This is a genomic window from Streptomyces sp. NPDC006743 (genome assembly GCF_040703815.1).
Lineage (GTDB): Bacteria > Actinomycetota > Actinomycetes > Streptomycetales > Streptomycetaceae > Streptomyces.
The window spans coordinates 10,950-36,587 of record NZ_JBEYJA010000043.1 but is presented as its reverse complement, the minus strand read 5'-3'; the positions used below and the strand labels follow the sequence as shown (position 1 = coordinate 36,587).

The 25,638-nt window shown below is 72.2% G+C and carries 22 protein-coding genes; 9 read left to right on the top strand and 13 right to left on the bottom strand.

Features of this window, described 5'->3' with window-relative positions:
* Positions 1–114 precede the first annotated feature (114 nt).
* From ABZ719_RS28155 to ABZ719_RS28125, 7 genes are all read right to left on the bottom strand, one after another.
* A complete protein-coding gene (locus tag ABZ719_RS28155) occupies positions 115–1,758 on the bottom strand; it encodes an APC family permease (protein WP_366727977.1) in 1,644 nt (547 codons plus the stop codon).
* 102 nt (positions 1,759–1,860) lie between these two features.
* The gene (locus tag ABZ719_RS28150) at positions 1,861–2,787 is read right to left on the bottom strand and encodes a cysteine synthase family protein (protein WP_366727976.1); all 927 of its coding nucleotides are present in this window, start codon (positions 2,785–2,787) and stop codon (positions 1,861–1,863) included.
* Positions 2,784–3,563, bottom strand: a complete 780-nt coding sequence (locus ABZ719_RS28145; protein WP_366727975.1) for an aldolase/citrate lyase family protein — start codon at positions 3,561–3,563, stop codon at positions 2,784–2,786. Before ABZ719_RS28145 ends, ABZ719_RS28150 begins: the two co-directional genes overlap by 4 nt.
* Before the next feature lie 2 nt (positions 3,564–3,565).
* Positions 3,566–4,444: a TauD/TfdA family dioxygenase gene (locus tag ABZ719_RS28140; protein WP_366727974.1), complete on the bottom strand. Its 879-nt coding sequence runs from the start codon at positions 4,442–4,444 to the stop codon at positions 3,566–3,568.
* Positions 4,445–5,845 carry an ATP-grasp domain-containing protein gene (locus ABZ719_RS28135; RefSeq protein WP_366727973.1) on the bottom strand — a complete coding sequence of 467 codons (1,401 nt, stop codon included), beginning with the start codon at positions 5,843–5,845 and terminating at the stop codon, positions 4,445–4,447.
* A 3-nt stretch (positions 5,846–5,848) separates the two neighbouring features.
* The gene (locus ABZ719_RS28130) at positions 5,849–6,940 is read right to left on the bottom strand and encodes a methyltransferase (protein WP_366727972.1); all 1,092 of its coding nucleotides are present in this window, start codon (positions 6,938–6,940) and stop codon (positions 5,849–5,851) included.
* Positions 6,937–7,983, bottom strand: a complete 1,047-nt coding sequence (locus ABZ719_RS28125; RefSeq protein ID WP_366727971.1) for a pyridoxal-phosphate dependent enzyme — start codon at positions 7,981–7,983, stop codon at positions 6,937–6,939. The genes ABZ719_RS28130 and ABZ719_RS28125 overlap by 4 nt, the downstream gene beginning before the upstream one ends.
* A 215-nt stretch (positions 7,984–8,198) precedes the next feature.
* Here ABZ719_RS28125 and ABZ719_RS28120 point away from each other — a divergent pair, with 215 nt between their 5' ends.
* From ABZ719_RS28120 to ABZ719_RS28110, 3 genes are all read left to right on the top strand, one after another.
* Positions 8,199–9,014, top strand: coding sequence for an AraC family transcriptional regulator (locus ABZ719_RS28120; protein WP_366727970.1), 816 nt, complete (start codon positions 8,199–8,201; stop codon positions 9,012–9,014).
* A 76-nt stretch (positions 9,015–9,090) separates the two neighbouring features.
* Entirely contained in the window at positions 9,091–10,380 is a 1,290-nt protein-coding gene (locus tag ABZ719_RS28115; protein WP_366727969.1) for an MFS transporter, read from the top strand.
* Positions 10,381–10,585: 205 nt separating this feature from the next.
* Complete coding sequence (locus tag ABZ719_RS28110; protein ID WP_366727968.1) at positions 10,586–11,827, top strand: ATP-grasp domain-containing protein; 1,242 nt, start codon at positions 10,586–10,588, stop codon at positions 11,825–11,827.
* Between the two features lie 147 nt (positions 11,828–11,974).
* Here the strand turns inward: ABZ719_RS28110 and ABZ719_RS28105 are convergent, their stop codons facing one another.
* From ABZ719_RS28105 to ABZ719_RS28090, 4 genes are all read right to left on the bottom strand, one after another.
* A complete protein-coding gene (locus ABZ719_RS28105) occupies positions 11,975–13,315 on the bottom strand; it encodes an ATP-grasp domain-containing protein (protein WP_366727967.1) in 1,341 nt (446 codons plus the stop codon).
* An 82-nt stretch (positions 13,316–13,397) separates the two neighbouring features.
* Positions 13,398–13,958: a serine O-acetyltransferase EpsC gene (epsC, locus tag ABZ719_RS28100; RefSeq protein ID WP_366728001.1), complete on the bottom strand. Its 561-nt coding sequence runs from the start codon at positions 13,956–13,958 to the stop codon at positions 13,398–13,400.
* A gap of 192 nt (positions 13,959–14,150) precedes the next feature.
* Positions 14,151–15,353, bottom strand: a complete 1,203-nt coding sequence (locus ABZ719_RS28095) for an FAD-dependent monooxygenase (protein ID WP_366727966.1) — start codon at positions 15,351–15,353, stop codon at positions 14,151–14,153.
* A 403-nt stretch (positions 15,354–15,756) separates the two neighbouring features.
* Positions 15,757–16,995 carry a beta-ketoacyl-ACP synthase II gene (locus ABZ719_RS28090; protein ID WP_366727965.1) on the bottom strand — a complete coding sequence of 413 codons (1,239 nt, stop codon included), beginning with the start codon at positions 16,993–16,995 and terminating at the stop codon, positions 15,757–15,759.
* Positions 16,996–17,465: 470 nt separating this feature from the next.
* Between ABZ719_RS28090 and ABZ719_RS28085 the strand changes: the two genes are divergently transcribed.
* Positions 17,466–17,723: an acyl carrier protein gene (locus tag ABZ719_RS28085; protein WP_366727964.1), complete on the top strand. Its 258-nt coding sequence runs from the start codon at positions 17,466–17,468 to the stop codon at positions 17,721–17,723.
* 20 nt (positions 17,724–17,743) lie between these two features.
* Positions 17,744–18,460, top strand: a complete 717-nt coding sequence (locus ABZ719_RS28080) for a 4'-phosphopantetheinyl transferase superfamily protein (RefSeq protein WP_366727963.1) — start codon at positions 17,744–17,746, stop codon at positions 18,458–18,460.
* A gap of 324 nt (positions 18,461–18,784) precedes the next feature.
* Here the strand turns inward: ABZ719_RS28080 and ABZ719_RS28075 are convergent, their stop codons facing one another.
* Positions 18,785–19,681: an alpha/beta fold hydrolase gene (locus ABZ719_RS28075; protein WP_366727962.1), complete on the bottom strand. Its 897-nt coding sequence runs from the start codon at positions 19,679–19,681 to the stop codon at positions 18,785–18,787.
* 92 nt (positions 19,682–19,773) lie between these two features.
* Positions 19,774–20,244, bottom strand: a complete 471-nt coding sequence (locus ABZ719_RS28070; protein ID WP_037858985.1) for a nuclear transport factor 2 family protein — start codon at positions 20,242–20,244, stop codon at positions 19,774–19,776.
* A 248-nt stretch (positions 20,245–20,492) separates the two neighbouring features.
* Here ABZ719_RS28070 and ABZ719_RS28065 point away from each other — a divergent pair, with 248 nt between their 5' ends.
* From ABZ719_RS28065 to fabD, 4 genes are all read left to right on the top strand, one after another.
* A complete protein-coding gene (locus ABZ719_RS28065) occupies positions 20,493–22,361 on the top strand; it encodes a BTAD domain-containing putative transcriptional regulator (RefSeq protein WP_366727961.1) in 1,869 nt (622 codons plus the stop codon).
* 370 nt (positions 22,362–22,731) lie between these two features.
* Positions 22,732–24,363, top strand: a complete 1,632-nt coding sequence (locus ABZ719_RS28060; RefSeq protein ID WP_366727960.1) for an acyl-CoA carboxylase subunit beta — start codon at positions 22,732–22,734, stop codon at positions 24,361–24,363.
* On the top strand, positions 24,360–24,602 hold the full coding sequence (locus ABZ719_RS28055) for an acyl-CoA carboxylase subunit epsilon (protein ID WP_366727959.1): 243 nt from the start codon (positions 24,360–24,362) through the stop codon (positions 24,600–24,602). Before ABZ719_RS28060 ends, ABZ719_RS28055 begins: the two co-directional genes overlap by 4 nt.
* Positions 24,602–25,600: an ACP S-malonyltransferase gene (gene fabD / locus ABZ719_RS28050; RefSeq protein WP_366727958.1), complete on the top strand. Its 999-nt coding sequence runs from the start codon at positions 24,602–24,604 to the stop codon at positions 25,598–25,600. The genes ABZ719_RS28055 and fabD overlap by 1 nt, the downstream gene beginning before the upstream one ends.
* Positions 25,601–25,638 lie beyond the last annotated feature (38 nt).

Sequence of the window (25,638 nt, the reverse complement as noted above, 5' to 3'; positions counted from 1 at the left end):
AGGCTCCTCCGGCGCGCCACGGACGTGCGGTGAAGTGGTCGTGCCGCTCGCTGTGGCGCGCCGGGCGGCCAAGTCGCCGCGGCGCTGCGGACGTCGGGTGCTCACTCGGCACGTCTACGGGCGTGGTGACGGCCCCTCGGGCGGCGCCGCGCCGGGGAGGAAGCCGCCGTCCGTCCCCCGGGAGGCCCGCAGCCAGCCGGTGCCCGCCCGCACCGCCCAGAAGAACACCGCGAAGGCGAACGCCGCCACCGTCAGCGAGTCCCAGGGCGCCGGAAGCCGTCCGGAACCGCCGAACGAACCGAGCCAGGACAGCAGCGTGAGCACCGCCAGGAACACCACCAGCCACGCCCCCGTGCGCAGTTCCGGCAGGAGCGGCCGGCCCGCCCCGGCGGTGCGGTGCATGGCGAGGAACACCAGCAGGCCGGCCAGCACCAGGGGCAGTGCCAGCCGCAGATCGTGCCAGCCCGACCAGTACACGAACTCGGCCGCCACCGTGAAGCTCACCGGAGCGATCCAGCGCAGGCCGGGCACCCATCCCGCGGTGCCGCTGCCCGGATCGGCGAGGAACACCGCGGCCGCCACCGCGGAGGCCGCGTAAGTCAGCAGGTACATGTCCCCCATGACGCTCACGATGTCCTGCCAGCCGCCGAACGGCAGCAGGAACACCATGATCACCGCGAGGTTCAGCACCAGCGCTCGGCGCGGGATGCCCGAGCGCGCCTCCACCGTCATGAACCAGCGCGGCAGCGTGCCGTTCTTGGCCAGTGCGTACGTGTGCCGGGCGTCCAGGGCGACACCGACGTAGGCCGAACCGCCCGGCGAGACGACGGCGTCCGCGTACAGCAGGACCGACAGCCAGTGCAGGTTGAGCAGCAGCGCCAGCTGGCCGAACGGCGACTCGAAGTCCACGCCGTGCCAGCCGTGCCCGAGCGCGCCCTCCGGCACCGTGAACAGGAACGCGACCTGCAACGCCAGGTACATCAGGACGGCCAGGGCGATCCCGGTCAGCACCGAGGCCGGCACGGTGCGCCGCGGGTTGCGGGTCTCGCCGGAGAAGTCCAGGGGCGCCTGGAAACCGTTCACCGAGTACACGATGCCGCCACCGGCGAGGGCCGACAGACAGGCGGCGTATCCGTACGGCGCGAATCCGCCGTGGTCGGTGAGCCGCCCGGCGTGCCAGCCGGACGCCAGCAGCGCCACCACGGTGACGACGGGCACCGCGATCTTGAAGACCGACAGCAGGTTGTTGAGCCGCGCGAACATCCGCACCGCGAACCAGTTCAGCACCGTCAGCACCACGCTCAGCGCCGCCGCGACGCCGAGACCGACGACGGTCAGGGAGCCGTCGCGGTAGATCCCGGACAGGTAGTGCCCGGCGTACTGCATGATCGCGCTGATCTCCGCCGCGGTACCGCCCACCGACAGCAGCACCGACCAGCCGATCAGCGTGCCCACCAGCCGCCCCCCGGCGTACAGCGGCCAGCGCACCGTGCCACCGCCCTCGGGCCGGGACGCGCCCAGTTCGATCATCACCAGCGCCACCAGGAGGCACAACAGGCCCGCCGCCACCCACGACAGCAGGGACGCCGGGCCCGCCGTCCGCGCCGCGTACATCGCGGCGAACAGCCACCCCGAGCCCACGATGTTGGAGAACGCGATGGCTGTCAGCCCCCAGAAGCCCAGGTCCCGGCGCAGCCGGCGTTCCTGGGCCACGGCCGCCGGGGTCACCTCCCCGTCGGCCGACCCGTCCCGAGGCACGTGACCGTCTCCTCCCGCTCGTCGTACGTGCGTTGAGAGTAGCGGGCACCGCAGGACACCGCGCAGCGCACGCGCGGCGGGAGAGACCCGGCCGCCGGCCCCTCAGTCCGCGCCGGTCGAGAGGTAGCGTTCACCGGAATCGGGGAACACCGCGGCGATCGTCGCCCCGGACCATCGCGGCTGCCTGGCGACGACACGGGCGGCATGGGCCGCGGCCCCCGACGAGATCCCGGCGAGCAGGCCGGTGGCCCGGGTGATCTCCCGGCTCGTGCCGGCCGCGTCCTCGTCCGACACCGCGATCACCTCGTCGATGAGCGCCAGGTCCGTGATCTCCGAGACGTAGCCCGCCCCGATCCCGGGGATGCAGTGCGCTCCCGCCTCGCCTCCCGAGAGGACGGCCGACCCGGTGGGCTCGACGGCGACCACATGGACGTCACGCCGTTCCTTGAGGAAACGTGCGACCCCGGTCAGCGTGCCGCCGGTGCCGACGCCGCACACCAGCACGTCGATCTCGCCCGCGGTGTCCCGCCACAGTTCGGGGCCGGTGGTCTCGTAGTGCGCCAGCGCGTTGGCGGGGTTGGTGTCCTGGTGCGGCAGCCACGAGCCCGGTATGGACTTCTGGAGCCGCTCCGCGTACGCCCATGCGGCCGGCAGCCCGTCGCCATGGGGCACGAACCGGATCTCGGCCCCCAGCTTGCGCAGGATCAGCTGCCGTTCCACGGTGGCGTTGTCCGGCATGACGATGATGCAGCGGTGACCGTGCCGCAGGCAGAGCGCGGCGAGGGAGATCCCGGTGCTCCCGGAGGAGCACTCGATCACCGTCCCGCCCTCCGCGAGCTCCCCGGACCGCTGGGCGGCGCGGAACATGTAGAGCACCGCCCGGTCCTTGACGTTGGCGAGCGGGTTCAGCATCTCGAGCTTCGCCAGAGTCCGCACTCCCTCGGGGACGCCCGGCAGCCGGTACTGAAGCAGTGGGGTGCCGCCGACCAGTTCCTCGACGGACTGGTGGATCCGGCCTTCCGCGCTCACGAGACCCCCGCCCCACGGGCTGCCGCCAGGTGCGCGGCCGCGACCTGTTCCAGGTGGGTGATGTCGCTGGAGACGGTGGCGAAGGTGTAACCCTCCGACAGCCACCGGGCCGCGCTCTCCCCGTCCATGCAGTGGATGCCGCTCGCGACACCCGCGTGCCGTGCGGCTTCGGCGATGGCGTTCGTCGCCTCCAGCAGGGCCGGCCGCACCGCGGGATCACCGAAGTACCGTCCGCCGAGCGCCACGGACAGGTCGGCCGGTCCGAGGTAGACGGCGTCCAGGCCCGGGGTCGCGCAGATCTTGTCCAGGTCGTTCAGGGCGGCCATCGTCTCGATCATGACGATGCAGACCACGCCCTCGTCGATCTCGGCCGGGACGTCACCGAGCCGGAACTGCGCCCGCACGGGGCCGGCCAGGCTGCGGGTCCCCGCGGGCCAGTGCCGGGTGGCCCGCACCGCGGTCTCGGCCTGCTCCGGCGATTCGACCATGGGCACGATCACACCGCGGGCTCCGGTGTCCAGAGCGGCGCCGATGGCGACCGGGTCCACGGAGGGGACCCGGATCAGGCCCGCGGCGCGCTGTCCCGCGTCCACCGCCATCATCGCGGCGTTCCAACCCGGCTGCGACAGCACCCCGTGCTGGCCGTCGACCCCGATGTAGTCGTAGCCGAGCCGGGCGATGCGTTCGACCGCGACGGGGTTGTCGCACGAGATCCAGTAACCGGTGAGCTGCTCGCGGGCGCGGAGCCGCCGCGCGAACGAATCCGGCAACGACATGTCTACCGCCCTTCCTCGTCGCCGTCGCCGGCGTGGATCGCGTAGCTGTGTTTCCCGTCCAGGCCGACCGGCACGTCGCCGGTGACCGAGACCCGGTGCAGCAGCCGCCGGTGGCTGTCGTAGTCGTCGACGCCGTAGTGCTGCGTGCAGCGGTTGTCGAAGATGAGCACGTCTTTCGGCCGCCAGGTCCAGCGGACCTGGTTCTCCGGACGCAGCGTGTAGGACTGCAGCACGTCGATGATCGGCCGCGACTCCCGGAGGGTCATTCCCACCAGGCGCTGGGCGAAGCCGCCGAGGAACAGGGCGGGTTCGCCCGTCCGCGGGTGGACGCGGACGACCGGGTGCGCGGTCTCGAACCGCTTGGCCAGGAAGGCCCGGCGCACCTTCTCACCCCGCTCCGTGCCCAGGCGCGGCTGCTCCGCACGGTTGGTGTGCACCGCCCACAGCCGGTCGGCGATCTCCCGCAACTCGGCGGGGAGGTCCCGGTATCCGGCCTCGCCGCTCGCCACCAGCGTGTCTCCGCCGTACGGCGGCAGCACCACACTGCGCAGCGTGGTGCCCAGTGACGGGGTCTCGGTGAAGCTGATGTCGCAGTGCCAGTGGTTGGCCCGCTGGTCCTCCCCGTCCACGACGAGGACCTGCGGGCTCTGCTCGGCGGTCCGCATCAGCGGATGCCGGTGGGTGAGCGGGCCGAAGCGGCCGGCGAAGGCCAGCTGCTGTTCGTCGGTGATGTCCTGATCGCGGAAGAACAGCACCTTGTGATCGAGGAACGCCTGCTCGATCTCGGAGAACAGCTGATCCGAGATCGTGGCGCCCAGGTCGATACCGGTGATCTCGGCGCCAATGCGGCCGCCGATGCGCCGGATGTCGATCGTGCTCATCTACTCAACCCCCCTGTGTGTCGCGGACTCCTGCGCGGCCTGCTCGTGCCATCCGCGTGCCAGTGCGTCCTCCAGGCCGTTCAGCACCGCGTACGCGTCGTGCACGAGGGTCACGGGATCCGCGGACTCCAGGTAGAGGACTCCGCCCAGTACCATCTTTCCGCCGCTGCGCTCGTACTTCGGCATGGGCGTCCCGTCCGGGACGGTCAGGCTCGGCACGGTCTCGATCCTCGAACCGGGTGTCACCAAGGACGCCCAGTCGACCACGCGGCTGTCCCAGACCAGGTCCTTCGACCAGGGGTCCCCGGCGGCGTTCGTGGCGAGAAGGGACAGCGTGCACGCGGCCCCCTCGGCGTCCTGCCCGGTCAGCATGGAATCGGGCGGGCCGGCCGGGAGCCCGAGCAGCGCGTCGGCCAGCATCCCGATCAGATCGAGGCCGTAGACGTGCTCGATCTGCGCGAGGATCGCGGCGCCGCCGAAGCGCGCGGCGGACTCGATCAGCGCCAGCTCCCCGTCCGCCATCAACTTGATCTCCGTGTGCGTGCCGCAGGTCCGCAGCCCGAGGGCGTCGACCGCGGCGCGAGCCACCGATTCGATCGCCCGCTGCAGCGGCAGCGGGAGTTCGCACGGCGCTATGTTGCACAGTTCCATGTAGGGCGGGATAGTCGGCAGCCTCGACGTGATGCAGACCGGGTGGTACACACCCTCGACGACGATGCCCTCCACGCTCAGGTAGTCGCCGTAGCCGCTTCCCTCCTCCCACCAGGACCGCGTCGTCCCCGGGATGATCTCCTCGGCGAGGAAGTCGTCCTCCGCGCCCGGGACCTCCAGCATGAGGACGTTCGCCGCGTCCGCCGCCTTCATCACCGCGGACGCCTCCTGCCACGCCGGGCCGATCTGCTCCTCGGCGGAGATGACGAGCTGCGCGGTCGAGCCGGCGCCCCACGCCGACTTCAGCAGCAGCGGCGGCCGCAGTTCGCGAAACGCCCGGCGCAGGTCCGCCGCCGAGGTCACCGTCCGGTACGCCGGTTGCGGCACCCCGGCCTTCTCCCAGGCGGCCCGCATCAACCGCTTGTCGCGCGAGGACACCGCACCCGGGCCCGGGCCGGGAAGGCCCAGCCGTCCGGCCGCCAGCGCGACCGGGACCACCGTGTACTCCGACAGGCCGCACACCGCGTCCGCACCGACCCGGAGGGCCGCCTCCACGATCGCGTCGACCAGTTCGTCCCCCTTCAGCCGCCGCTCGTGGGCGGGGACGACCGACGCGCAGAACGCCTCCGCCCCGGCCGGCAGCGGCCGGAACGCGAGCACGTGGAGTTCTCCGCGGGCGGCCAGCCGGGGCAGCGCGAAATCAAGGGGCGGACCGGACCGGCTGTGCACCAGCAGGATTCGCTTTTTCACCGGCTATTCCTTCACTCCGCAGAGAATGCTGTGCACATGGATCATCTCGGGAGGCCGCAGGTCCGCCTCGTGCGTGATCGTCTCGATGGCGGTGAAACCGCACTCCTCCATCCACTGCCGGTAGGTGGAGACCTTCTGCGGACCACCCTCGGCCGTGCTGCAGCCGAGGAAGTACGCCGGGAAGAAGTCCGCCTGGCTCGAGTCCTTCACGTTCTCCGGGTAGGTCGGGACCAGGGCGTAGATCCGCCCGCCGGGCTCCAGGCAGTCGTACACGGCGCGCAGCACCCGGAACACGTTCTCCTTGCCGAGCTGATCCAGGAAATGCTTCACCAGGACGACGTCGAAGCCTTCGGGAAGGCCGTCGTACACGTCGCCGCCGATGAAGGAGCAGGACTCCTCGACACCGTGCGCACGGAAGTTCTCCAGCGCATCGTCCCGCTTCTCCGGAAAGTCGAAGCAGGCCACCTGGAGGTTCTTCTCCGGGTTGTGCTCGCACGTCAGGATCGCGCCCAGCCCGGTGTGCCCCGCCAGGTCGAGCACCCTGCTGCCGTGCTCGATGGCGACGTTCTCGAAGAACCACGGGTCGATGAGGGACGTCGTCTGGTCCATCATCGCGGACCACGCGGTACGGAGCTGCTCGTGTTCGGCGCACGCCTCGTAGAGGTTGCCGTGGAACCCGAAGATCTCCTCCAGGCCGACCACCCTTCCCGTCCGCACGCTGTCGGCCAGGTGGTAGAGCTGCCGCAGACAGACCTCTTTGATCATGGTCATCAGGCGCATGGCCCGGGCGAACTCGTCCTCGGAGAGGCGGGCGAGGCCGCCTGCCCGGTAGCCGCCGGCGCTCTCGTCGTGGATGACGAGGTCTTCCTTGACGAGCAGGTGCAGCAGTTGCTCGACGGCGTCCGGCCGGACGCCGGCCGCCTCGGCCAGGTGCGCGGCCGACACCCCGGTGCCGTCGTTCTTCCGGAGGTGGTCCAGGAGGCCGAGCTCGTAGCAGGCGTACACGGTCATGAACCTGGTCGGGCCGACCGCGATGTCCCGGAACTGACCCAGGACGTGTTCAGGACTCCCCGGCTGCCCCGCGGACGTGGTCATGCGCCTATCGCCTTCCACTGTTCGGGATTTCCGGCGTCGGCGAACATGGTGACCACCAGTTCGTCGGACGGCAGCTGCGCGGCGATCTCGCGCGCGACCAGCCAGTTCGCCGAGGCGGAGGTGCCGATCCGGGTGCCGGTGAGGCTGTAGAACTCCGCGGCCCCCTCCAGCGCCTCCGGATAGGAGACCTGCCGGTGCGCGGCGACGTGGTGCTCGTACGCCTTCACGAACGGCTGCTTGAGGCCGTACCCGAGTCCACCGGTGCCGCACAGTCCTTGGGGTGTCGCCGGAGCCCCGCCGTGCCCGTAGGGGGATTCCGCCGGCGTCACACCCACCGCGCGGACGCCGGGATTGACGGCGCGCAGCATGTTCAGCACGCCGATGAGGGTGCCGCCCGTACCGATGGCGGCGACCCAGGTGTGCGGCTTGCGGCCGGCCAGCTGCTTCACGATCTCGGTGCCCGTGGTCGCCTGATGGATCGTCAGGTTGGCGGGGTTGACGTGCTGGAAAAGGAGCTGCCAGGAGTCGCCCGTGTCCGCGATCCGCAGCGCCTGCCTGATCGTGCCGAGGAAGCCCTCCTCCTGCGGGGCGATGTCCACCGCGGTCCCCCGGGACCGCAACGTGTCCAGCACGCTCTCGGACGTGAACGACGCCACGACCAGACGCAGCGGGATCTCCGCCTCCGCGCACAGACAGGACAGCGCCAGCCCCAGGTTCCCGCCCGAGTACTCCACCAGCCGGAGATCCTCGGCGGGCCGGTCCCCGTGGCGCCTGATGGCGTCGCACACCAGCGCGTAGGCCACGCGGTCCTTCAGCGACCCCGCCGGGTTTCCCCATTCGCACTTCGCGAGAATGGTCGCGCCACCGGGGGCCGACGGGACCTCGATGAGCGGCGTGTCCCCGAGCCGTTCACGGAATCTGGCTATTCCTGGATATCGTTCATGAATGGCGGCCATGCTCTGCAGCTCGGTTTCGGCGACCTGGCTGAACGGCTTCAGCAGTTCGTCCACCACCGGCGCCAAAATCTTCCGGACCTCGTCCATCAGGATTCCTCTCCGCCGTCTCGTTCACGCCGACGGCTTCCGCCGGCGGGGATGACGGGCGCCTCGCATGCTTCTCAGCGTGCGCCGGGCGCACAGTCCGAGCCATATCCCATATTGCTGACACCCGGTCTGCCGCGGCCCGGCCCACCCCGGTTCGAGCCGTGCTCGAGCCGTGCTCGACCGGAGCGATATCGCGGCGGCGCAGAATGTCGGTCGTGACAGCAGCCAGGTGCCGGGCAGCGCCGGAGGTCCACGAGGGCACCCCCCGCGAATCCATAGAACGGGCGATCGCGTACATCTGGGAGCGGTACAGCGAGCCGGTCTCGCTGGACGAACTCTCGAAATGCGCCCTGCTCAGCCGCTTCCACTTCGCTCGCACATTCCGGGACATCACCGGCGTCACCCCTGGCCGATTCCTGTCCGCGGTACGCATCCATCAGGCGAAGCGCCTGCTGATCAATACCACGAGAACCATCACGGACATCTCGTCGGCCGTGGGATATCAGAGCCTCGGGTCGTTCACGAACTACTTCACCCAGAGTGTCGGCATGCCGCCGAGCCAGTTCCGTCATCTCGGGGAAGGCACCGTACTCGATCTTCTCCCGCCGGAGAACCACGTGCACGCGTCACGCGGTACGGCGACCGTGACCCTCTCCTTTCCCGGCGGGTGCTCAGGCCTGCGGGCGTACGTGGGGTTCTTCCCGTCCCCCATCCTCCAGAGCCCGCCCGTCGCCGCGAGGATCATCGACGCGGCCGGGGACCAGCCCCTGCGCTGCGTCCTGCCGAACGTCCCGCCCGGGACGTGGTTCGTCCACGCCGTCGCGGCCGCGCGCGCCACCGGCCTGGACCACGGCCCCCGCCCACTGCTGTTCGTGGACCGGCGCGAGGCGGTCACGGTCGGGCCGCACACGGTCCTGAGCGTGTCGCTGCGCCTGCGCCCGAGCAGGCCGACCGATCCGCCGGTCCTGCTCGCGCTGCCGGATCTGCGTTCGCTCCCCACGTCCCGTCCGGCCGCGGGCCGGGCCGGCTGAACGGCGTGTCCGGCCCGCCGGCACCGGCCCGGGGCACCGGCTCCCCCCACCGCCCGACCAGGATTTCGAGGTATACATGATCACCGCCGACGTACACCGGAACTTGAAGCTGCGCATCGGAGTCGGGTTCGTCCGGAAGTTCCTGGACATCATGCTCGCCCCGCTGATGGTGATCCACTTCTCGCACCTGTACGGCGCGGCCACGGCGGGCCTGATGACCCTGTCGATCGCCGTCGCCGTCGTCGGGTGCACGTTCGTCGGCGGCCACATGTCCGACACCCTCGGCCGGCGCCCCACCCTCCTGGTCGGCGAGACCGGCAGCGCCGCGGCCCTCGTGCTGCTCGCGCTGGCGAACTCTCCGTGGTGGCACTCGGGAACGGCGACCTTCTGCTGCTATCTGCTGAGCACCAGCCTCTTCGGCATCGCGGTCCCCGCCAACGACGCGATGATGGTGGACGTGTCCACGCAAGAGACGCGGGCGCAGATCTACACGATCAACTACTGGTCGATCAACCTGGCGTTCCTCATGGGTTCCCTCGTGGGCGGCTTCGTCTACGGCCGGTACTTCTTCTACCTCCTCGCCGGCGCCGCGGTGCTGGCGAGCGTCATCGCACTCGTCACCCTGGTCGCGATCAGCGAGACCGCGCCGCGCGGCCACACGGCCGCGGGAGGGGACCGCGGCTGGCTGAAGACGCTGCTGGACGGCTACATGGCCGCGGTGCGCGACAGCGTCCTCGCCCGCCTGATCCTGTCCGCCCTGCTGATCCGGAGCATCGAGATCCAGATCTCGTACTACATCGCCGTGCGCCTCAGCGACGACTTCGGCCGGCGGCAACTGCTCGCCGTCGGCGGGTGGCGGCCGACCGTCGACGGCGTCGAGATGCTCGGCATCCTCCGGGCGGCCAACACCCTCATCGTGGTCTGTCTGGCGCTGTTCGCCGCCTGGCTGTTCCGCCGCCTGTCCGACCGGCAGCGCATCTTCGGCGGCATCGGCCTCTTCACGGCCGGATACATGGTGTGGGGGGCGAGCAACGCCCCCTGGCTGCTGCTCGCGGCCGCGGTGGTGCTCACCATCGGCGAGATCATGTCGGTGCCGATCCGGCAGGTCCTGCTGGCCGATCTGGTGCCCGTGGAGGACCGCAGCAGGTACATGGCCGTGTACCAGATCAACGTGCAGCTGGGGATGATCGTCGGCTCGCTCTGCGTGACCATCGGCGTGCTGGTCCCGGCGGTCGGGATGAGCGTGCTGTTCGGGGTCTTCGGGGCCGGCGCGATGCTTCTGTACCGGTCGCTCTTCCGGGTGCGCGACGCACAGGCGGCCGCCCAGCCCGCCCTGGTCGCCCAGGAAAGCGCGCAGCAGACGTGAGGGCGGTCCGCCGGGGGACGCGGCACCCGGCCCGCCGGCGCGCACGGCCGCGGGCGCGGAGCGTCGTCGCCGGCGGCACCGAGATCCTCCCGGCACACGCCTCGTCCGCCGACGGCCCGCGGGCGCGGGTCCGCCGTCGTGACCGGCCCTCCGGCCGCACGGAGTACGGCGGCCCGCTCACCGCACAAGTGAATGGAGCGCAGCGATGACAGACAAGATCCTCATGGTGATGCCGTGGCGCGCGTACGTGCGCAAGGCCACCGAGGAGGGCTTCCGGGTCTTCTCCATCTGGGACCCGGACCGCATCCCGCAGGACCACCGGGACGAAGTGGCGCGGTATTCCGAGGAACTGCTGTTCACCGACTTCCGGGACGTCGCCGGGCTGCGCCGGCTGGTGACCCGGACGGCCACGCGGCTGGGCGTCTCACACGTCCTGCACCTGGGCAACGAGGACACCCAGCTCCCCGTCTGCGAGGAGGCGCACGCGCTGGGGCTCGCCCCGAACCCGCCGCAGGCGCTGCGCGTCATCAACGACAAGACGGCGATGCGGCAACTGCTGCGCGACCGCGGTCTGTCACCGGTGCGGACCGCCGTTGCCGAATCGGCGCGGGAGGCCCGGGCGCTGCTGCCGCGGCTCGCACTGCCCGTCGTGGCCAAGCCCGCCCTGCTCTCCGGCAGCCGCGGCGTACGGCTCATCCACGAGGCGCGGGACATGGACGACTGGGAGGACCGGCTCGCCGACCAGGGCTACACGGGTCCCGTGCTGCTCGAGGAGTACCTGCGCGGGCCCGAGTTCAGCGTCGAGACGCTGACCGGTCAGGGAACCCACCACGTGGTGGGCGTCACGGCCAAGCGGAAGACGCCGCCGCCCGGCTTCACCGAGATCGGGCACGTCCATCCCGCGTCCCTGGCCGAACCCGACCGGGCGGCGGTCACCGACCTGGTCCTCCGGTTCCTGGACGAGACCGGCTACCGGTTCGGACCGGCGCACACGGAGGTCATCCTGACGCCGGACGGCCCGAGGATCGTCGAGTCGCAGACCCGCGCCCCCGGCGACCGGATCCACCGGGCCATCGCGCTCGCCTCCGGGTTCGACATCGAGACGGCCATCTTCCGCGCGCTCCTCGGCAAGCCGGTCCAGGTGGACACCGCCCACCGGGTGGGCTGCGTCTCCTTCTTCCAGCTCCGTCCCGGACGGCTCGTCTCGGTGGAGGGGCTGGACGCCATCCGCGCGCTCCCCTTCGTGCACGAGCTGAAGTTCCCGTTCACGCCGGGCGACACGGTCCCCGAGATCAAGAACTCCGGAAGCCGGCACGGCCACGTGGTGATCGACGCCGCGTCGGAGCAGGAGACGGACCACCGGATCGCCCTCGTGCGCGGCCTGCTGCGCGCCACGACGGTCCCCGGCCCGGCGGACGACGCCGCGAGCACCCCGCCGAAGCAGTAGGAGCCGGTCAGGTCAGCCGCGGTGGCGAAGGGGGCGAAAGGCTCGGCGCACAAGCGCCCCGGGCCCGTCAGGAGGCGGGCCCGGGGCGCTTCTGCACCGCGTTCGCGCCGCCTTCGGCGGCCGCGTGCGGGCGCGTGCGGGCGGGCATCAGTCCGCTGCGGCCACCGGGACGGCGGACCCGCCGTGGGCCGGCCGGCGCTGAGCCTCGTCCGGGACGGCGAGGCGTGCGGGCCGCAGGACGCCGTCCTCGCCTCGCACCTGGATCCGGATGGTGTCCCGCAGGACCCGGCCCGCGAGACGGACCGCCGTCTCGCTGGTGTCCGCGGTGGCGGCCACCAGCCCCAGGCGGTCCCAGGAGTCCTCGACCGGACGGACCGTGTCGCCCGGCTCGACCCACATCTCGGCCGTGAGGACACCGGGCTCCGCTCGCGCGTCCTCCACCCCTGTGATCGATTCCACCCGTCCCGGGCCGCCGACCAGGAAGCGGACCGCGGCGGCGTTCCGCGCCCGCGGCGGCCGGGAGAGCTCGGGCACCAGACCGAAGGGCCAGCCGAGCGCGTAGGTCTCCAGGTCGATCGCGTAGGCACCGCGCACGAGTTCGTTGATGGCGCCGCCGCCGAAGCGGTTGTGCGACTCTATGACCACCGGTCCCCGCTCGCTGAGCCTGAACTCGGTGTGCGCGGGCCCGTCCCGCAGCCCCATCGCATCGAGGAACAGGCTCGTGGCGTCGAGGACGCGGGCGTGGTCGGCGCCGTCCAGCCGGGCGGGCATGGCGTGGGAGAAGGCCGCGAAACTGTCAACGGCGAGATGCGTCTCGGTGATTCCGACGACCACGTGACGGCCGTCGAAGCTGAGGGATTCCGCGCTGAACTGAGGACCGTCGACGTATTCCTCCATCAGGAAACCGTCGACGGAGAACGGCATGGTCGTGCGGGCCATGGGATGCCCGTTCAGCGCGCCCACCGCGGCCCACGCCCTGTCCGCCGCTTCGGGGCCGGTGACCCGGAAGACCCCGTAACTGCCCGTGCCGTTCCTCGGCTTGACGACGAACGGGTAACCGTGCCGGTCGGCGAACTCGTCGAGGTCACGGCGGGTCGTCAGCGGCGCCGCGGCGACGGTGACCGCTGTGCCGCCGGCCGCGGCCAGGCGACGGCGCATGGCCAGTTTGTCCCGGAAGCACCTGGCGGTCTCCAGCCCGGTGCCGCCCAGCGAGAACACGTCGTTGAGCAGGCCCGCCCCTTCCAGGCCGGGCTCCGTGAGGGAGACGACGGCGGTGAATCCCGTAGTGCTCCACAGCTCGCGGGCCGCCGCCTCCAGCGCGGTCGGATCCGTGTAGTCCACGGCCCGGACGACATCGGCCGGTTCACACGGCGCCTGCGTGACTCTCTCCGGGTGCTGGAGCACGAGGACACGCAGACCCAGGTCCTTCGCCTTCCTCACCGTACGGTCGGTGGCGCCGACGAGAAGCACCGTCGCATCTGCTTGCACGCTTCCTCCGCTTCTTCCGCTGCTTTCGCTGCTTCCGCTTCTTCCGGGGTGAGGACGAGATGACGGGGAACAGGCCGGCCGGTCAGGGCATCCACGCTGTCTTCGGCAGCGCGCCATGCGCCTTCCGCACCGCCTTCTCAGCCACCACATGGGTGTCGGCCGGTACATCCGTCAGGACGAGCGCTTGTGCCCCGATCACCGCTCGGTCGCCGATGTCCACCGGTCCCAGGACGGTGGCGCCGGCGCCCAGCACGGCACCGCTGCCGACGGCGGGGTGGCGCCGTTCCCCGGGCAGCCTGCGGTTGTCCCGCCACCAGCCGACCGCTCCGAGGGTGACCTGGTGATAGATGGTCACGTCATCGCCCACCACCGCTGTCTCGCCGATCACCACGGCCGCGCCGTGGTCGATGAGGACCCTGCGGCCCAGGGTGGCACCGGGATGGATCTCCGTACCGGTGAGCGCCCGGGCGCACGTCATCAGGGCGCGCGCCGTCAGCCGGGCGCCTCGTTCGTGGAGCAGGTGCGCCACGCGGTGGACGCCCAGGGCGGGCAGTGCCGGATGCAGCAGGGCTTCCGCGACCGTGCGTATGGACGGGTCACGCTCGACGACGGTGCGGACGTCCTCGGCGAGCAGACGGATCAGCTCCGCCGGTCCGTACCGCTTCGGCCGGTCGGGTTCCGCGGCCGGATCCGGCCGCCCTCGGCCGGTCTTGAGCCCGGTGGCGAGGACCATGCCCGCCCGTGCGTCGGTGCCGTGCCGGGACGGGTCCGGGCCGGATCGTCGTTGCCTGTTCATCGTGTCCTCCCGGCCGTGTGGCTGGAGACGTCGGCGGGGTCACGCCGCGGAGGCCGGGACGGCCCACCGGGTGATGTCGTGGAGCGCCGCGTCCTTGCGCCGGCGCAGACTCATGGCGGTGTTGCGTACGAGCGACCGGGCCTTGCCCGCTCCCTGGTCCAGCAGGCCCTGGCGGCGGGAGAGGAGCACCACCCGGGTGGTGCGTTCCACCCGCTGGCGCTGGTAGGCGCGCAGCGCGGTGCCGAAGTCCCCGCGGCCGCCGTCCACGACGTGCGTGCGCAGCTCCGAGGCGAGGACGACGGCGTCCTCGAGCGCCATGTTGGCCGCTTGCCCGAGGGCGGGGGCCATGGGATGCGCCGCGTCGCCGAGCAGGACCACGCGGCCGTCCACCCACCGCGACACGGGGTCACGGTCGTGGACGTCGGTGACCGCGACGTCGGCGGGGTCGCTGCCGGCGATCAGCCCTACGATCGGGGCGGGCCACCCGGCGATCAGCTCTCCCAGCCGTCGTTGCGCCGCCTCCGGGCCGAGCGGCCGCCAGGTTCCGGGCGGCGCGGTGATCTTGGCCGTCCAGTACAGCGTGCCGTCGGCGACCGGAGCGGCGAATATCTGGACGCCGTTCCCGTTGGCCACGAATCCCTGGGGCCACGGCCAGTCGCCCGGTGTGTGGCTGCGCACCGATGTGTAACCGCAGTACCGGGGCGGCCCGTCCGCGAGCATCTGCTCGCGCACCGCCGACCAGATCCCGTCCGCGGCCACCAGCAGGTCCGCAAAGTGCGTGCTGCCGTCGGACAGCCGCAAGGAGACGGGGCCGCCGTCCGTCGCGTAGTCGCACACCACCGTGCCCATCCGGACCTCGGCACCGGCCGCGGAGACCTCGTCGACCAGCGCGTCCTGCACGGCTGTGCGCAGGATGGAGATGGGCGGAGTTCCGTCGGGCCAGCCCAGCCGGCCGATCTTCTCGCGTGCGAGGATCCGGCCGGAGGAGCTGAGCAGCAGGCGCTGCTCATGCGGCCGGATCACGTGCCCGGATTCGCGGATGCGCCGGCCGAGCCGGCTGCTGATGGCGTCCGCGGCGGCGACGCCGTTCGGGTAGAGCATCAGGCCCGAGCCCGCGGGCTCGAAGCTCGGTGCGCGTTCGAGGACCGTCACTTCGAGGCCGCTCCGTGCGAGTGCCGCCGCCGCGGCCAGTCCGCCGATGCCGCCGCCCACGACGGTCGCGGTGAACGGCCCGGCCGTCATGGCCGCACCGCCGGGGCCGCCGGATCGTCGGTGCTCCTGTCATACATGGCTACAAGCATGTGGTCTCCAGGCCGTTCGTCCATCTCTGATATTGCTCAGCCGCCGGGTGGTCCCGGGCGGGCCCGGCGGGGGATACGCGGGCCGTCCCACGGCCCGGCTCACTGCCCCGACGGGCTTGCGGCGAGCGGCAGTCGACGCTCCCCGGGCCGGCGTGGCGCCGGGGGCCGGCGGCGTGGGCTGCGGGCGGGCGACGGCCGGTAGGCCGCACCGGCTCGCAGGGCCGGACGAGCGCGGCCCGCGGTCCGGGCGGTCGCGGACGGTGGGTCCGGCCCGCCGGGTGAGGAGGAGGCCGGCGGGCCCGGGGCGCCGGGGCGTCGCCGGACCCGGCGGCCGGGACGTCCTCTCAGGCGGCCTCGGGGGCGCTGAACACCGCGACGCAGTTCTGGCCGCCGAACCCGAAGGCGTTCGCCATCGCCGTGCGCACGGGCATCCGCCGCGCGACGTTGGCCACATGGTCCAGGTCGCACTCGGGGTCGGGCGAGTCCAGATTGATCGTGGGCGGCACGACCCCGTCCCGGATGGCCAGGGCGCACAGCATCGCGCCCAGGGCGCCCGCGCCGCCGACCATGTGGCCGACGCTCGACTTCGGGCCGCTCACCGCGATCCGGTCCGTCGCCGCGCCGAGCGCCGCGCGGATGGCCTTCGACTCGGTGCGGTCGTTGGCCTTGGTGGAGGTGCCGTGGGCGCAGATGTAGTCGAGGTCCTCGGGCGCGATCCCGGACCGCTGCACCGCGGTCCTGATCGCGGCCGTGGCGTACTCGCCCTCCGGGTGCGGGGCGGTGACGTGGAAGGCGTCACAGGTCAACGCGCCCCCGCTGACGACGGCGTACGGGGTGACCCCGCGCCGGCGGGCGTGCTCGGCGGACTCCAGGACCATGATCACCGCCCCCTCGCCCAGCACGAAGCCCTCCCTGTCCACGTCGAAGGGTCGACTCGCCCGGGTGGGGTCGTCGTTGCGCCGGGAGAGCGCGCCCAGGGTGGACAGGCCGTTCATGAAGGACCGCGTGATCACCGCCTCGGTGCCGCCGCAGACGACCACGTCCGCCTCGCCGGAGAGGATCAGCCGCCGCGCGTCCAGCAGCGCGTACAGGCCGCTCGCGCAGGCCAGCGCGTTGGCGTTGACCGGACCGTGGACGCCGAGGTCGATCGCCACCTCGCAACCGGGCATGTTCGTCAGCGAGTAGGGGACGAAGTAGGAGCTGGGCTCCTTGCCGTCGACCAGCAGCCTGGTCGCCGCCTCGATGGTGTCGAAGCCCGCCGCCCCGGCGTTCACCACGACCGACACCCGGTCCCGGTTGTCGTCGTCGATGTCCAGTTTCGCGTCGGCCACCGCCTCGCGCGCCGCCACGACGGCGAACGCCGTGAACCGGGAGATGCGCCGGGTGCGTTTGGCGTCAAAGTGCTCGGAAGGCCGGAACGACTTCACTTCGGCGGCGATCCGGGTGTCCATTCCTGTGGGATCGAAAGCGGTGATGGGCCCGACGCCCGACCGGCCCGCCACGATCGCTTCCCAGCTGCTCTCCCGGCCATTTCCGACCGGCGTCAGCGCGCCTATGCCTGTGATTACGACGTCATCATGCATTGCACCGACAATACGCGGGCCGATCGGTGCGGGCAATACTCCCCGAGGGGCCTTCCGCGCCTCCGGCCTGAATCTGGACACCGGGGCGAGCCGGTGCCACAGTGGAAAAAATCGAAGATCGGAGAAAGGCCGGCGCCTCGCCGCGACCGCGCGTACGGGCCGCTTTCGGATGCTCTTCCTGGTCCGTCCGAACCCTGCCCACAGCAGAATTTACGCAGCTCACAGCAAGTCCCAGACAGTTGGCGGACGGGATCACACCCCTCGAACCCGGGGGCCGGATTCCCCCGCTCACTCCGATGAAGCACACTTCTCCCCGTCTACTCATGAGCACGATTCCAGCATTGTTCGGGAATTCATCAAGGATTCTTCCAGTGCCGTTCAAGGATTTGTCGAGTGCGACTGGAGAGAGTGTGAAAGCGCATCCAGATCGCCCGCGGCTCGCTTTCCGCGCAACCATGAGGAGAAACTCCATGTCCCAGTCCACTGAGGTGACTGCGGAGTCCGTGCACGGGCTGCTCCGCACCGAACTCGTCGCCCTCGGAATTCCGGAGGAGGACACCTCCGCACAGACCGTCATCGACACGCTGGAGATCGACTCGCTCGACCTCGCCGACCTGCTGGTCACGGTCCAACGCGAGTACGGCGTGAACATCCGTCGCGCCGAACTGGCCGGGGTCACCGTCGGCGGACTGGTGGACCGCGTCCTGGCCGGCGCCGACGGCCGCTGACGGCGACCCGCGCCGCGAAGATGGCTGACACGGACGGCCCGGTGGCCGTGGCGGCGGGCACCGACGAGGTGCTGCGGCATCCGGCGGCGGGGACGCACCTGCTCAACGCCCGGGAACGGGGGCGCCTCGCGCGGTTCCGCCGGGAGCCGGCCCGCCGGGACTTCCTCGCCGCGCACGTCCTGGTCCGGCTCTGCGCGGGACGGCTGCTGGGCGTCGCCCCGGACGAGGTGCCCTTCGCCCAGCGCTGCCCGACGTGCCAGGGGACCGGCCACGGCAGGCCGCTGCTCGCGGGCCGTCCCGACGTGCATCTGAGCCTGTCCCACACCGACGGCGTGGTGGCCGCGGCCGCCGGCCGTGTCCCGGTGGGCGTCGACGTGGAGCGTCTGGGACGCGTCCACGGCCCCGGGGTCATGGACCGTGCGCTCACCCCCGTCGAGCGTGCCCTGGTGGCGGCGGACGCGGACCCGGGCCGCGCCTTCCTGCGTCAGTGGGTCCGCAAGGAGGCACTGATCAAGATCGGCAGGACGGATCTGGACACGCTCGGCCGTCTCGATCTCTCGGAACTCCCGCTGGACGGCCGGGCGGACGGGACGCCGCTGCGCTTCGGGGACCTCTACTTCACGGACCTGACGGATCGTCGCCTGGGTGCCCTGGTCTCGGCGGTGGGCACGGAACCGGTCCGCCTGGACGCGGCGTCGCCGTCACCCGCGTCTTCTCCGCACGGACCGGGCTTCTAGGGCGTGTTTCGAAGACGGGGCTCTCTCCTGGGCGCAGGCCGGCGCCCGCCGCGTGGCGGGCACGCGTACGACGCCCCGCACCCGTGCTCACCGCGTGGCGGGCACAGGTGCGAGGCGTCGTGTCCGGATGGACGCGCGCCTGTGCGGTCGAGCAGGCGATCGGCACCGCTTTACGGTGCGTCCTTTCGCGTCGCGGCATCGCCGGCCGCGCCGGGCGGCGCGGTGTCCGGCCCGGTCTCCGGCCGCGGGAGTGCCGACGTCACCGGCCTGCCCGGCCGCCGCGCCGGCACGGGGCCGACCGGGAGGTACGGCGCGCGTCCGGGTTCACGGACGGGTCTCCGCGGCGGCCTGCAGGCACTCCTCGAAGAAGGCGAACGCGCTCAGGTGATAGGAGCGTGCGGCCAGGCCGAGGCTGATGTTATGGCCCGCGCGGGGCTGGTGCCCGATCCGGAGCACGGGTGCCTTGGACAGCCGGGAGGCCAGGTGGGCGAGGTCCTCCTCCCCGTGCACCCACCAGCCCTCGTGCTCCGCGAAGGTCAGCCGCAGCGGGACGTCGATCCGGGGCGCCAGTTCCTCGAACATCTCCGGCCACAGGTCCACTTCGGAGGCCTCGCGCTCGGGCATGGGCGCGACCAGGGCCTCGGCCGCGCGGAAGGTGCCCGCCGGATACAGGCTCAGCGGGCCCCAGTTGCGCTCCCAGTCGAGGTTGCGGCGCAGCCGCCGGCCGGCGGGCCCGGCGCTGAAGCGGTGGCCGACGCCGGAGGCGTCGAGGGCGAGCAGGCCGGGGGTGTCCGCGACGGTCGTGAGGGCGAGCTTGCCGCCGTAGGAGTGGGCGAGCAGCAGGAAGCCCCGCCCCACGGCGTGCCGGGCGGCGAAGGCGCCGAGTGCCGCGGAGAGCACGGCGGACTGCTCGCCGAGGGTCATGCCGGCGGGTATCTGCCGGGCGGACCTGCCGTAGCCGGGCCGGTCGAGGGCGAGCACGGTGAAGCCGAGGCGGGCGCCGAGGGTGAGCAGGGACAGGTCGGGGTGGACCTGCCCGTCGAAGTAGCCCGCGAGCATGCCACCGCCGTGCACGGCGACGACGGTGGCCCGGGGCGGGCCGTCGGGCTCGGCCAGCAGGCCGGACAGGGTGAGGCCCGCTGCCTCGAGGAGGATCGGGCGCACCCCCGCCGAGCGGGTCGGCTGCGGCTTCTTCTTCCGGTCCGTCCTGGACACGCTCATGGGTGGTCCTTGTCGTGTCGGCGGTGGGCGGTCGGCGGTGGGCGGGACCCGGGCCTCCGGGGCGCCGGCTGGGGGCGCCCCGGCGCGAGGGGTCAGGCGAGCTGACGGGCGAAGGTGGCCATGTCGAAGTAGAGCGTCTCGTCGATCAGTACGTCACCGTCGAAGTGGAAGAAGATCGCCACGGGGGCGTCGACGGTCTTGCCCCGGTTGGGGATGCCGCGCCAGTCCGCCTCCTGCTTGGCGCGGAACTGCGCCTCCACGATCACGGCGGTCGGCGTGTGGTGGACGTGGAACAGGCTGTGGTCCGCGACCGGGAAGGCCTTCTGCAGTTCGGCGAAGTAGCCCTTCTTGATGGCCTCTTCACCGATCAGCGGGGACTCCTCGAACGGGATGACGCGGTACACGCCGCCGCGCGGGAACGTCGCGATCACTCCGTCGATGTCCCAGGCACCCTCGGCGACGGTGTGCTCGATGACGACCGCCTCGCGCCGCTTGCGCAGGTCCTCGTCGGGCTGCGGCAGGTCCGCGCCGGGCAGAGTGAACTCGTGCTCCTCGGTGGCCATGGGGACTCCTTCAGGCAGTGGCTTGTTCGGTTCGTCCGGTGACGCTAGGCCGCTCCCCTCGCCTGTCCCTCGTGCTCCGCTGGAGCGCGTCCGCCCCTCGTGGGCGGCGGGGGAAGGGCGCAGGTCCGCGGCCCAGTGTCCCGGCGGACAAGCGGAATGAACCGCTCCGGCGGGGCAGAGCAGGAATCGAGGAGCGCTGCACCGGCCGGAGTTAGTTTTCCGGCCACGGAAGGGACGGGTGGTCTTCGATGGAGATCCGGATACTGGGATCGATAGAACTGTGGACGGGCAGCGCCCTGGCCGACATCGGCCCCGCACGGCAACGCAGCATCCTCGGCGCCCTGCTGGTCGATCCCGAGCGGCCGGTGCCGCTGGAGTCCCTCGTCGACCGCGTCTGGGGGGACCGGCCACCCGCCGGGGTCCGCAACGTCGTCCACACCTACGTCACCCGGCTGCGCCGCGCGCTGGCCCGTGCCTCGGCTCACCTGCCCGAACCGATCGGCCTGGTCAGGTCGCCGGCCGGCTACCTGGTCTCGATGGATCCCGGCGCGGTGGACCTGGTGCGGTTCCGCCGTCTGCTCAAGGACGCCCAGCAGGAGACGCTCGGCGACCAGGAACGCAGCGTGCTGCTCCAGCAGGCCCTGACCCTGTGGCGGGGCGACGCGCTGGGCGGCATGCACAGCGACTGGGCGGCCCGGGTCCGCGAGACGCTGCGCCAGCTGCACCACGAGGCACTCAGCCAGTGGGCCGACACCGAGATCCGGCTGGAGCGCCCCGGTGCCGTCCTCGCGGAACTGCGCGCCGCCCTGCTGACCGACCCGCTCTCCGAGCAGCTCGGCGAACGCCTGATGCTCGCCCTGTACCTGGAGGGCCGCAGCGTCGACGCCCTGGAGCACTACCAGTCGATGCGCGCGCTGATCGCCAAGGAACTGGGCACCGACCCCTCGCGGCGGGTGCAGCAGCTCTACGAGACGATCCTGCGCGGCGAGGCGGCCGCTGCCGCCCCGCTGCCCGAGCGGAGCGCGGAGCCGCACGGCGGCGGACCGCATCCCGTCCCGGCCCGGCCCCCGTCCGCGGTACCGCACATGCTGCCGCTGGACCTGCCCGACTTCACCGGCCGCGAGCGCGAACTCGACCTCGCACAGCGGACGTTGACGCACCCCTCGGTGACCCAGCCGCCCGCCGTGCTGGTCGTCGGCGGCGGCGGGGTCGGCAAGACCGCGCTCGCCGTGCGTCTAGGGCACCGGCTCCGGTCCGCCTTCCCTGACGGGCAGTTGTACGCGGCGCTGCGCGGCAGCGGCGCGCGTCCCGCTGATCCGCACGCGATCCTGGGCCGGCTGCTGCGCGCCCTCGGGACGGAGCCGGACGAGATCCCGGCCGATCCCGACGAGCGCGCCGAGGTCTACCGGCTCGCCCTCACCGGGCGCCGGCTGCTGATCACGCTCGACGACGCCTACGACGACGAGCAGGTGCAGCCGCTGCTGCCGGGCAGCGGGGAGTCGGCCGTGCTGCTCACCAGCAGGGGCCGGCTCAGCACGCCGCTCGGCGCCCGGGTCCTGACCCTGGCCGAGCTGCCGCACGGGCACAGTGTGCGGCTCCTGGCCCGGCTGCTGGGCGGCGAGCGGGTCACCCAGGAGCCGGCCGCGGCCGCCGCGATCGCCCGGTACTGCGGCGGGCTGCCGCTCGCCCTGCGCGCCGCCGCCGTACGGCTCAACGCCCGGCCGCACTGGTCGCTGCGCCGCTACGCGGACCGGCTGAGCGACGAGCGGCGGCGGCTCGACGAGCTGACGCACAGCTCGCTGAGCGTGCGCGCCAGCTTCACCGCGTCCTACAACGCGCTGCCCGACGACGCCCGTGAGGTGCTGCGCTGCCTGGCCGACCTGACGGTGTCCGAGTTCGACGCCGATCTGGCGTGCCCGGTGCTGGGCAAGGACTTCGCGACGATCGAGGACGCCTGCGAGCAGCTGGTGGAGGCCCACTTCCTGACCGTGGCCGAGCCCCCCGCGGCCGACCTGCCCACCCGCTACCGGCTGGACGGCCTGCAGCGCAGCTTCGCGGCCGAACTCAGGACGGGCCGCGCCGGCGAGCCGGCCGAGGCCGTCCGGCCCACCGTCTAGTGCGGTGACCGGGAAGGCCGGCCGGGAAGCTCGCGGCACCCGGTGCGTGCGATCGCGAGGCGGAGGGCCGTCCCCGTACCAGGCGTACGTGGTGATCCCGCGAACGCGGCGAGCGTGCGTGCCGGACGCCGCGGGGCGGGCGGGGCTTGCGGAACACGCCCCGGTGCCGTGGGGCGTCCGAGCGGAGCTTGCCGCGCGCGTCCCAGGGCCCCTGACCGCACCCCGCTCATAGGCGCCGACCTGGGTTTACACCCCCCGTCAAGAGGCGCTCCAGTCCCGTCAAGACCCGCTCAAGACCCGCGCCCATCCCCGTGGCCGAGGGTTGCTGTGAAGGCCCCGAAGCGACAGGGCAGGACAGAGAGGGACCGCAATGGCTCTTCCGGACGCTCCCCAGGCCGTGCTGCCTGACCTCGACCAGACCGACCCCGAGAGCACGGCACCGGCACGCACCGCGACGATGACGGATCTGACCGACGAGCTGACCGCCCGCCGGGCGGAGGCCCACTTCGGCCACGACCCGGAGGCCGACGCCCGCCATCTCTCCAAGGGCAAGCTGCTGGCCCGTCAGCGCATCGAGACGCTGCTCGACCCGGGCACGTTCACCGAACTCGGCCTGTTCGCCGAGCACCGGGCGACGGGCTTCGGCATGGAGGACTCCCACCCCGAGGGCGACGGAGTGATCACGGGCTGGGGCGAGGTCGACGGCCGTACGGTCTTCGTCTTCGCCCACGACGCCCGGGTGCGCGGCGGCGCGCTGGGCGCGACGTTCGCCGCGAAGATCCACCAGCTCCTCGACCTCGCCGACTCCGTCGGCGCGCCGGTCATCGGGCTCAACGACGGCGGCGGCGCCCGCATCCAGGAGGGCATCGACGCCCTGGCCGGCTTCGGCAAGCTCTTCGCCCGCAACGTCCGCGCCTCGGGCGTGGTGCCGCAGATCAGCGTCGTCCTCGGCTCCTGCGCGGGCGGCGCGGTCTACTCCCCCGCGCTCACCGACTACACGTTCATGGTCGAGGGCATGGCCAACATGTTCATCACCGGGCCCGACGTGGTGCAGGCGGTCACCGGCGAGAAGATCACCCAGGAGGAGCTGGGCGGCGCCTACACCCACGGCACGCGGACCGGCGTGGCGAGCTTCGTGGCCCCGGACGAGGAGTCCTGCTTCGAGGGCGTGCGGGAACTGCTCTCCTACCTGCCGTCGAACAACGCCGAGACGCCGCCGTACACCCGGCCGCTGGACGAACCGGACCGGCGCTGCGAGGAACTGCTGCGCCTGGTGCCGGTCGACGACCGCACGCCGTACGACATCCGGACGGTCATCGGCCACATCGTGGACGACGGCGACTACCTGGAGGTCCAGGAGAGGTGGGCGCCGAACATCGTGTGCGCCCTGGCCCGCCTGGACGGCCACACGGTGGGCATCGTCGGCAACCAGCCCGCCGCCATGGCCGGGGTCCTCGACATCGACTCCTCGGAGAAGGCCGCACGGTTCGTGCGCACCTGCGACGCGTTCAACATCCCGCTCGTGACGCTGGTCGACGTGCCGGGGTTCATGCCCGGCACCGACCAGGAGCACAACGCGATCATCCGGCGCGGCGCGAAGCTGCTGTACGCGTACTGCGAGGCGACGGTGCCGCGTGTGCAGGTCATCCTGCGCAAGGCGTTCGGCGGCGCGTACATCGTCATGGACTCCAAGTCGATCGGCTCCGACCTGTCGTTCGCCTGGCCCTCCAACCAGACGGCCGTGATGGGCGCCGACGGCGCGGCCAACATCATCTTCCGCCGGCAGATCAGCTCGGCGGCGGAGCCGGAGAAGGCGCGCCGCGAGCTGGTCGCGGAGTACACCGAGCAGCTGATGAACCCCTTCGTCGCCGCCCGGCGCGGTCACGTGGACGACGTCATCGACCCGGCCGACACCCGGCGGGTGCTGATCAAGTCCCTGGACATGCTGCGCACCAAGCGGGCCAGGCAGCCGCTGCGCAAGCACGGCAACGAGCCGCTGTGAACACGCCACCGGTCGCCCCGCTGTCGGTGCTGCGGGGCAACCCGACACCGGAGGAACTGGCCGCGCTGCTGGTCGTGCTCACCACGGTGCTCCGGGACCCCGCCCCGCAGGAGACGCCGCGGACGCCCGGCCGCGGCTGGGCCGGGCCGGGCGCCTGGAACCGCCCCGAGCCGGCCACCGCACCCGACGCGGCCGGCTGGCAGCGCACCCCCGCACCGACTCGTGGAAGGAGTACCTGATGACCGCTCGGACCGGCCCCGAGGGCCACGGCACGCGGACCAGCTGCCTGGCCATGTTCCCAGGGCAGGGCTCGCAACGGCCCGGCATGGCCGCGCACCTGCTCGACACCTATCCTTCGGCCCGGCGGCTGTTCGCCCGCGCCGACGAGATCCTGGACCTGCCGCTGTCGCAGATCTGCGTGAGCGGAAGCGCCGCGGAACTCGCCCGCACGGAGATCACCCAGCCCGCCATCGCCACGACCAGCCTCGCCGTGTGGGAGGTGCTGCGGACGGCCGGCTACCGGCCCGAGGCGACCGCGGGCCACAGCCTCGGCGAGTACCCGGCCCTGGTGGCCGCGGGCGTGCTGTCCCTGGAATCGGCCCTGGAACTGGTGCGGTTGCGTGGCCGGCTGATGGGCGAGGTGGCCGCCGAGGTGCCCGGCGCGATGGCGGCCGTCCTCGGCCTGCCCGCGGACAAGGTGCTGGCCTCCTGCGCCGACGCCGACGGCTTCGGCCTGGTCCAGGTCGCGAACTACAACGAGCCGCTGCAGACCGTCATCTCGGGGCACGCCCGTGCCGTCGAGGAGGCCGGCCGGGTCGCGTTGCGCGCCGGCGCCGAGCGGGTCGTGCCGCTGAAGGTGAGCGCCCCCTTCCACTGCTCGCTGATGCAGGCGGTGGAGGAGGAGTTCACCGAGGCGCTCGCCGCCCGGCCCTTCGCCGATCCGGTCCTGCCGGTGATCAGCTCGGTCTCCGGCACCTACGTCCGCTCGGGCGAGGAGGCCAGGGAACTGCTGCGGCGCCAGCTCACCGGCCCCGTCCGCTGGGTCGAGGTGCTGCGCACGGCCGCACGGCACCCGGTGAGCGCGTACACCGAGATCGGCCCCGGCCGGGTGCTCAGCGGGCTCGCCGGCCGGACGCTCGAAGAGGTCCGCACCCGCTCCAGCGGGGACCCGCGCCGTCTGACGCAGCTGTACTCCTCCCTCATGTCGGACACCTGGCAGGAGCCGTTGGCGTCCTGACCCATCCCGGCAGCCGTCGGCCCGCCGCACCATCCCGG

Excerpts from the sequence above, each read along its gene's own strand:
- ABZ719_RS28090 (WP_366727965.1), bottom strand. The coding sequence starts at position 16,995 with ATGCATGATGACGTCGTAATCACAGGCATAGGCGCGCTGACGCCGGTC.
- ABZ719_RS28080 (WP_366727963.1), top strand. The coding sequence starts at position 17,744 with ATGGCTGACACGGACGGCCCGGTGGCCGTGGCGGCGGGCACCGACGAG.
- ABZ719_RS28115 (WP_366727969.1), top strand. The coding sequence starts at position 9,091 with ATGATCACCGCCGACGTACACCGGAACTTGAAGCTGCGCATCGGAGTC.
- ABZ719_RS28125 (WP_366727971.1), bottom strand. The coding sequence starts at position 7,983 with ATGGACGAGGTCCGGAAGATTTTGGCGCCGGTGGTGGACGAACTGCTG.
- fabD (WP_366727958.1), top strand. The coding sequence starts at position 24,602 with ATGACCGCTCGGACCGGCCCCGAGGGCCACGGCACGCGGACCAGCTGC.
- ABZ719_RS28130 (WP_366727972.1), bottom strand. The coding sequence starts at position 6,940 with ATGACCACGTCCGCGGGGCAGCCGGGGAGTCCTGAACACGTCCTGGGT.
- ABZ719_RS28085 (WP_366727964.1), top strand. The coding sequence starts at position 17,466 with ATGTCCCAGTCCACTGAGGTGACTGCGGAGTCCGTGCACGGGCTGCTC.
- ABZ719_RS28140 (WP_366727974.1), bottom strand. The coding sequence starts at position 4,444 with ATGAGCACGATCGACATCCGGCGCATCGGCGGCCGCATTGGCGCCGAG.
- ABZ719_RS28060 (WP_366727960.1), top strand. The coding sequence starts at position 22,732 with ATGGCTCTTCCGGACGCTCCCCAGGCCGTGCTGCCTGACCTCGACCAG.
- ABZ719_RS28095 (WP_366727966.1), bottom strand. The coding sequence starts at position 15,353 with ATGACGGCCGGGCCGTTCACCGCGACCGTCGTGGGCGGCGGCATCGGC.
- ABZ719_RS28110 (WP_366727968.1), top strand. The coding sequence starts at position 10,586 with ATGACAGACAAGATCCTCATGGTGATGCCGTGGCGCGCGTACGTGCGC.
- ABZ719_RS28075 (WP_366727962.1), bottom strand. The coding sequence starts at position 19,681 with ATGAGCGTGTCCAGGACGGACCGGAAGAAGAAGCCGCAGCCGACCCGC.
- ABZ719_RS28070 (WP_037858985.1), bottom strand. The coding sequence starts at position 20,244 with ATGGCCACCGAGGAGCACGAGTTCACTCTGCCCGGCGCGGACCTGCCG.
- ABZ719_RS28145 (WP_366727975.1), bottom strand. The coding sequence starts at position 3,563 with ATGTCGTTGCCGGATTCGTTCGCGCGGCGGCTCCGCGCCCGCGAGCAG.
- ABZ719_RS28065 (WP_366727961.1), top strand. The coding sequence starts at position 20,493 with ATGGAGATCCGGATACTGGGATCGATAGAACTGTGGACGGGCAGCGCC.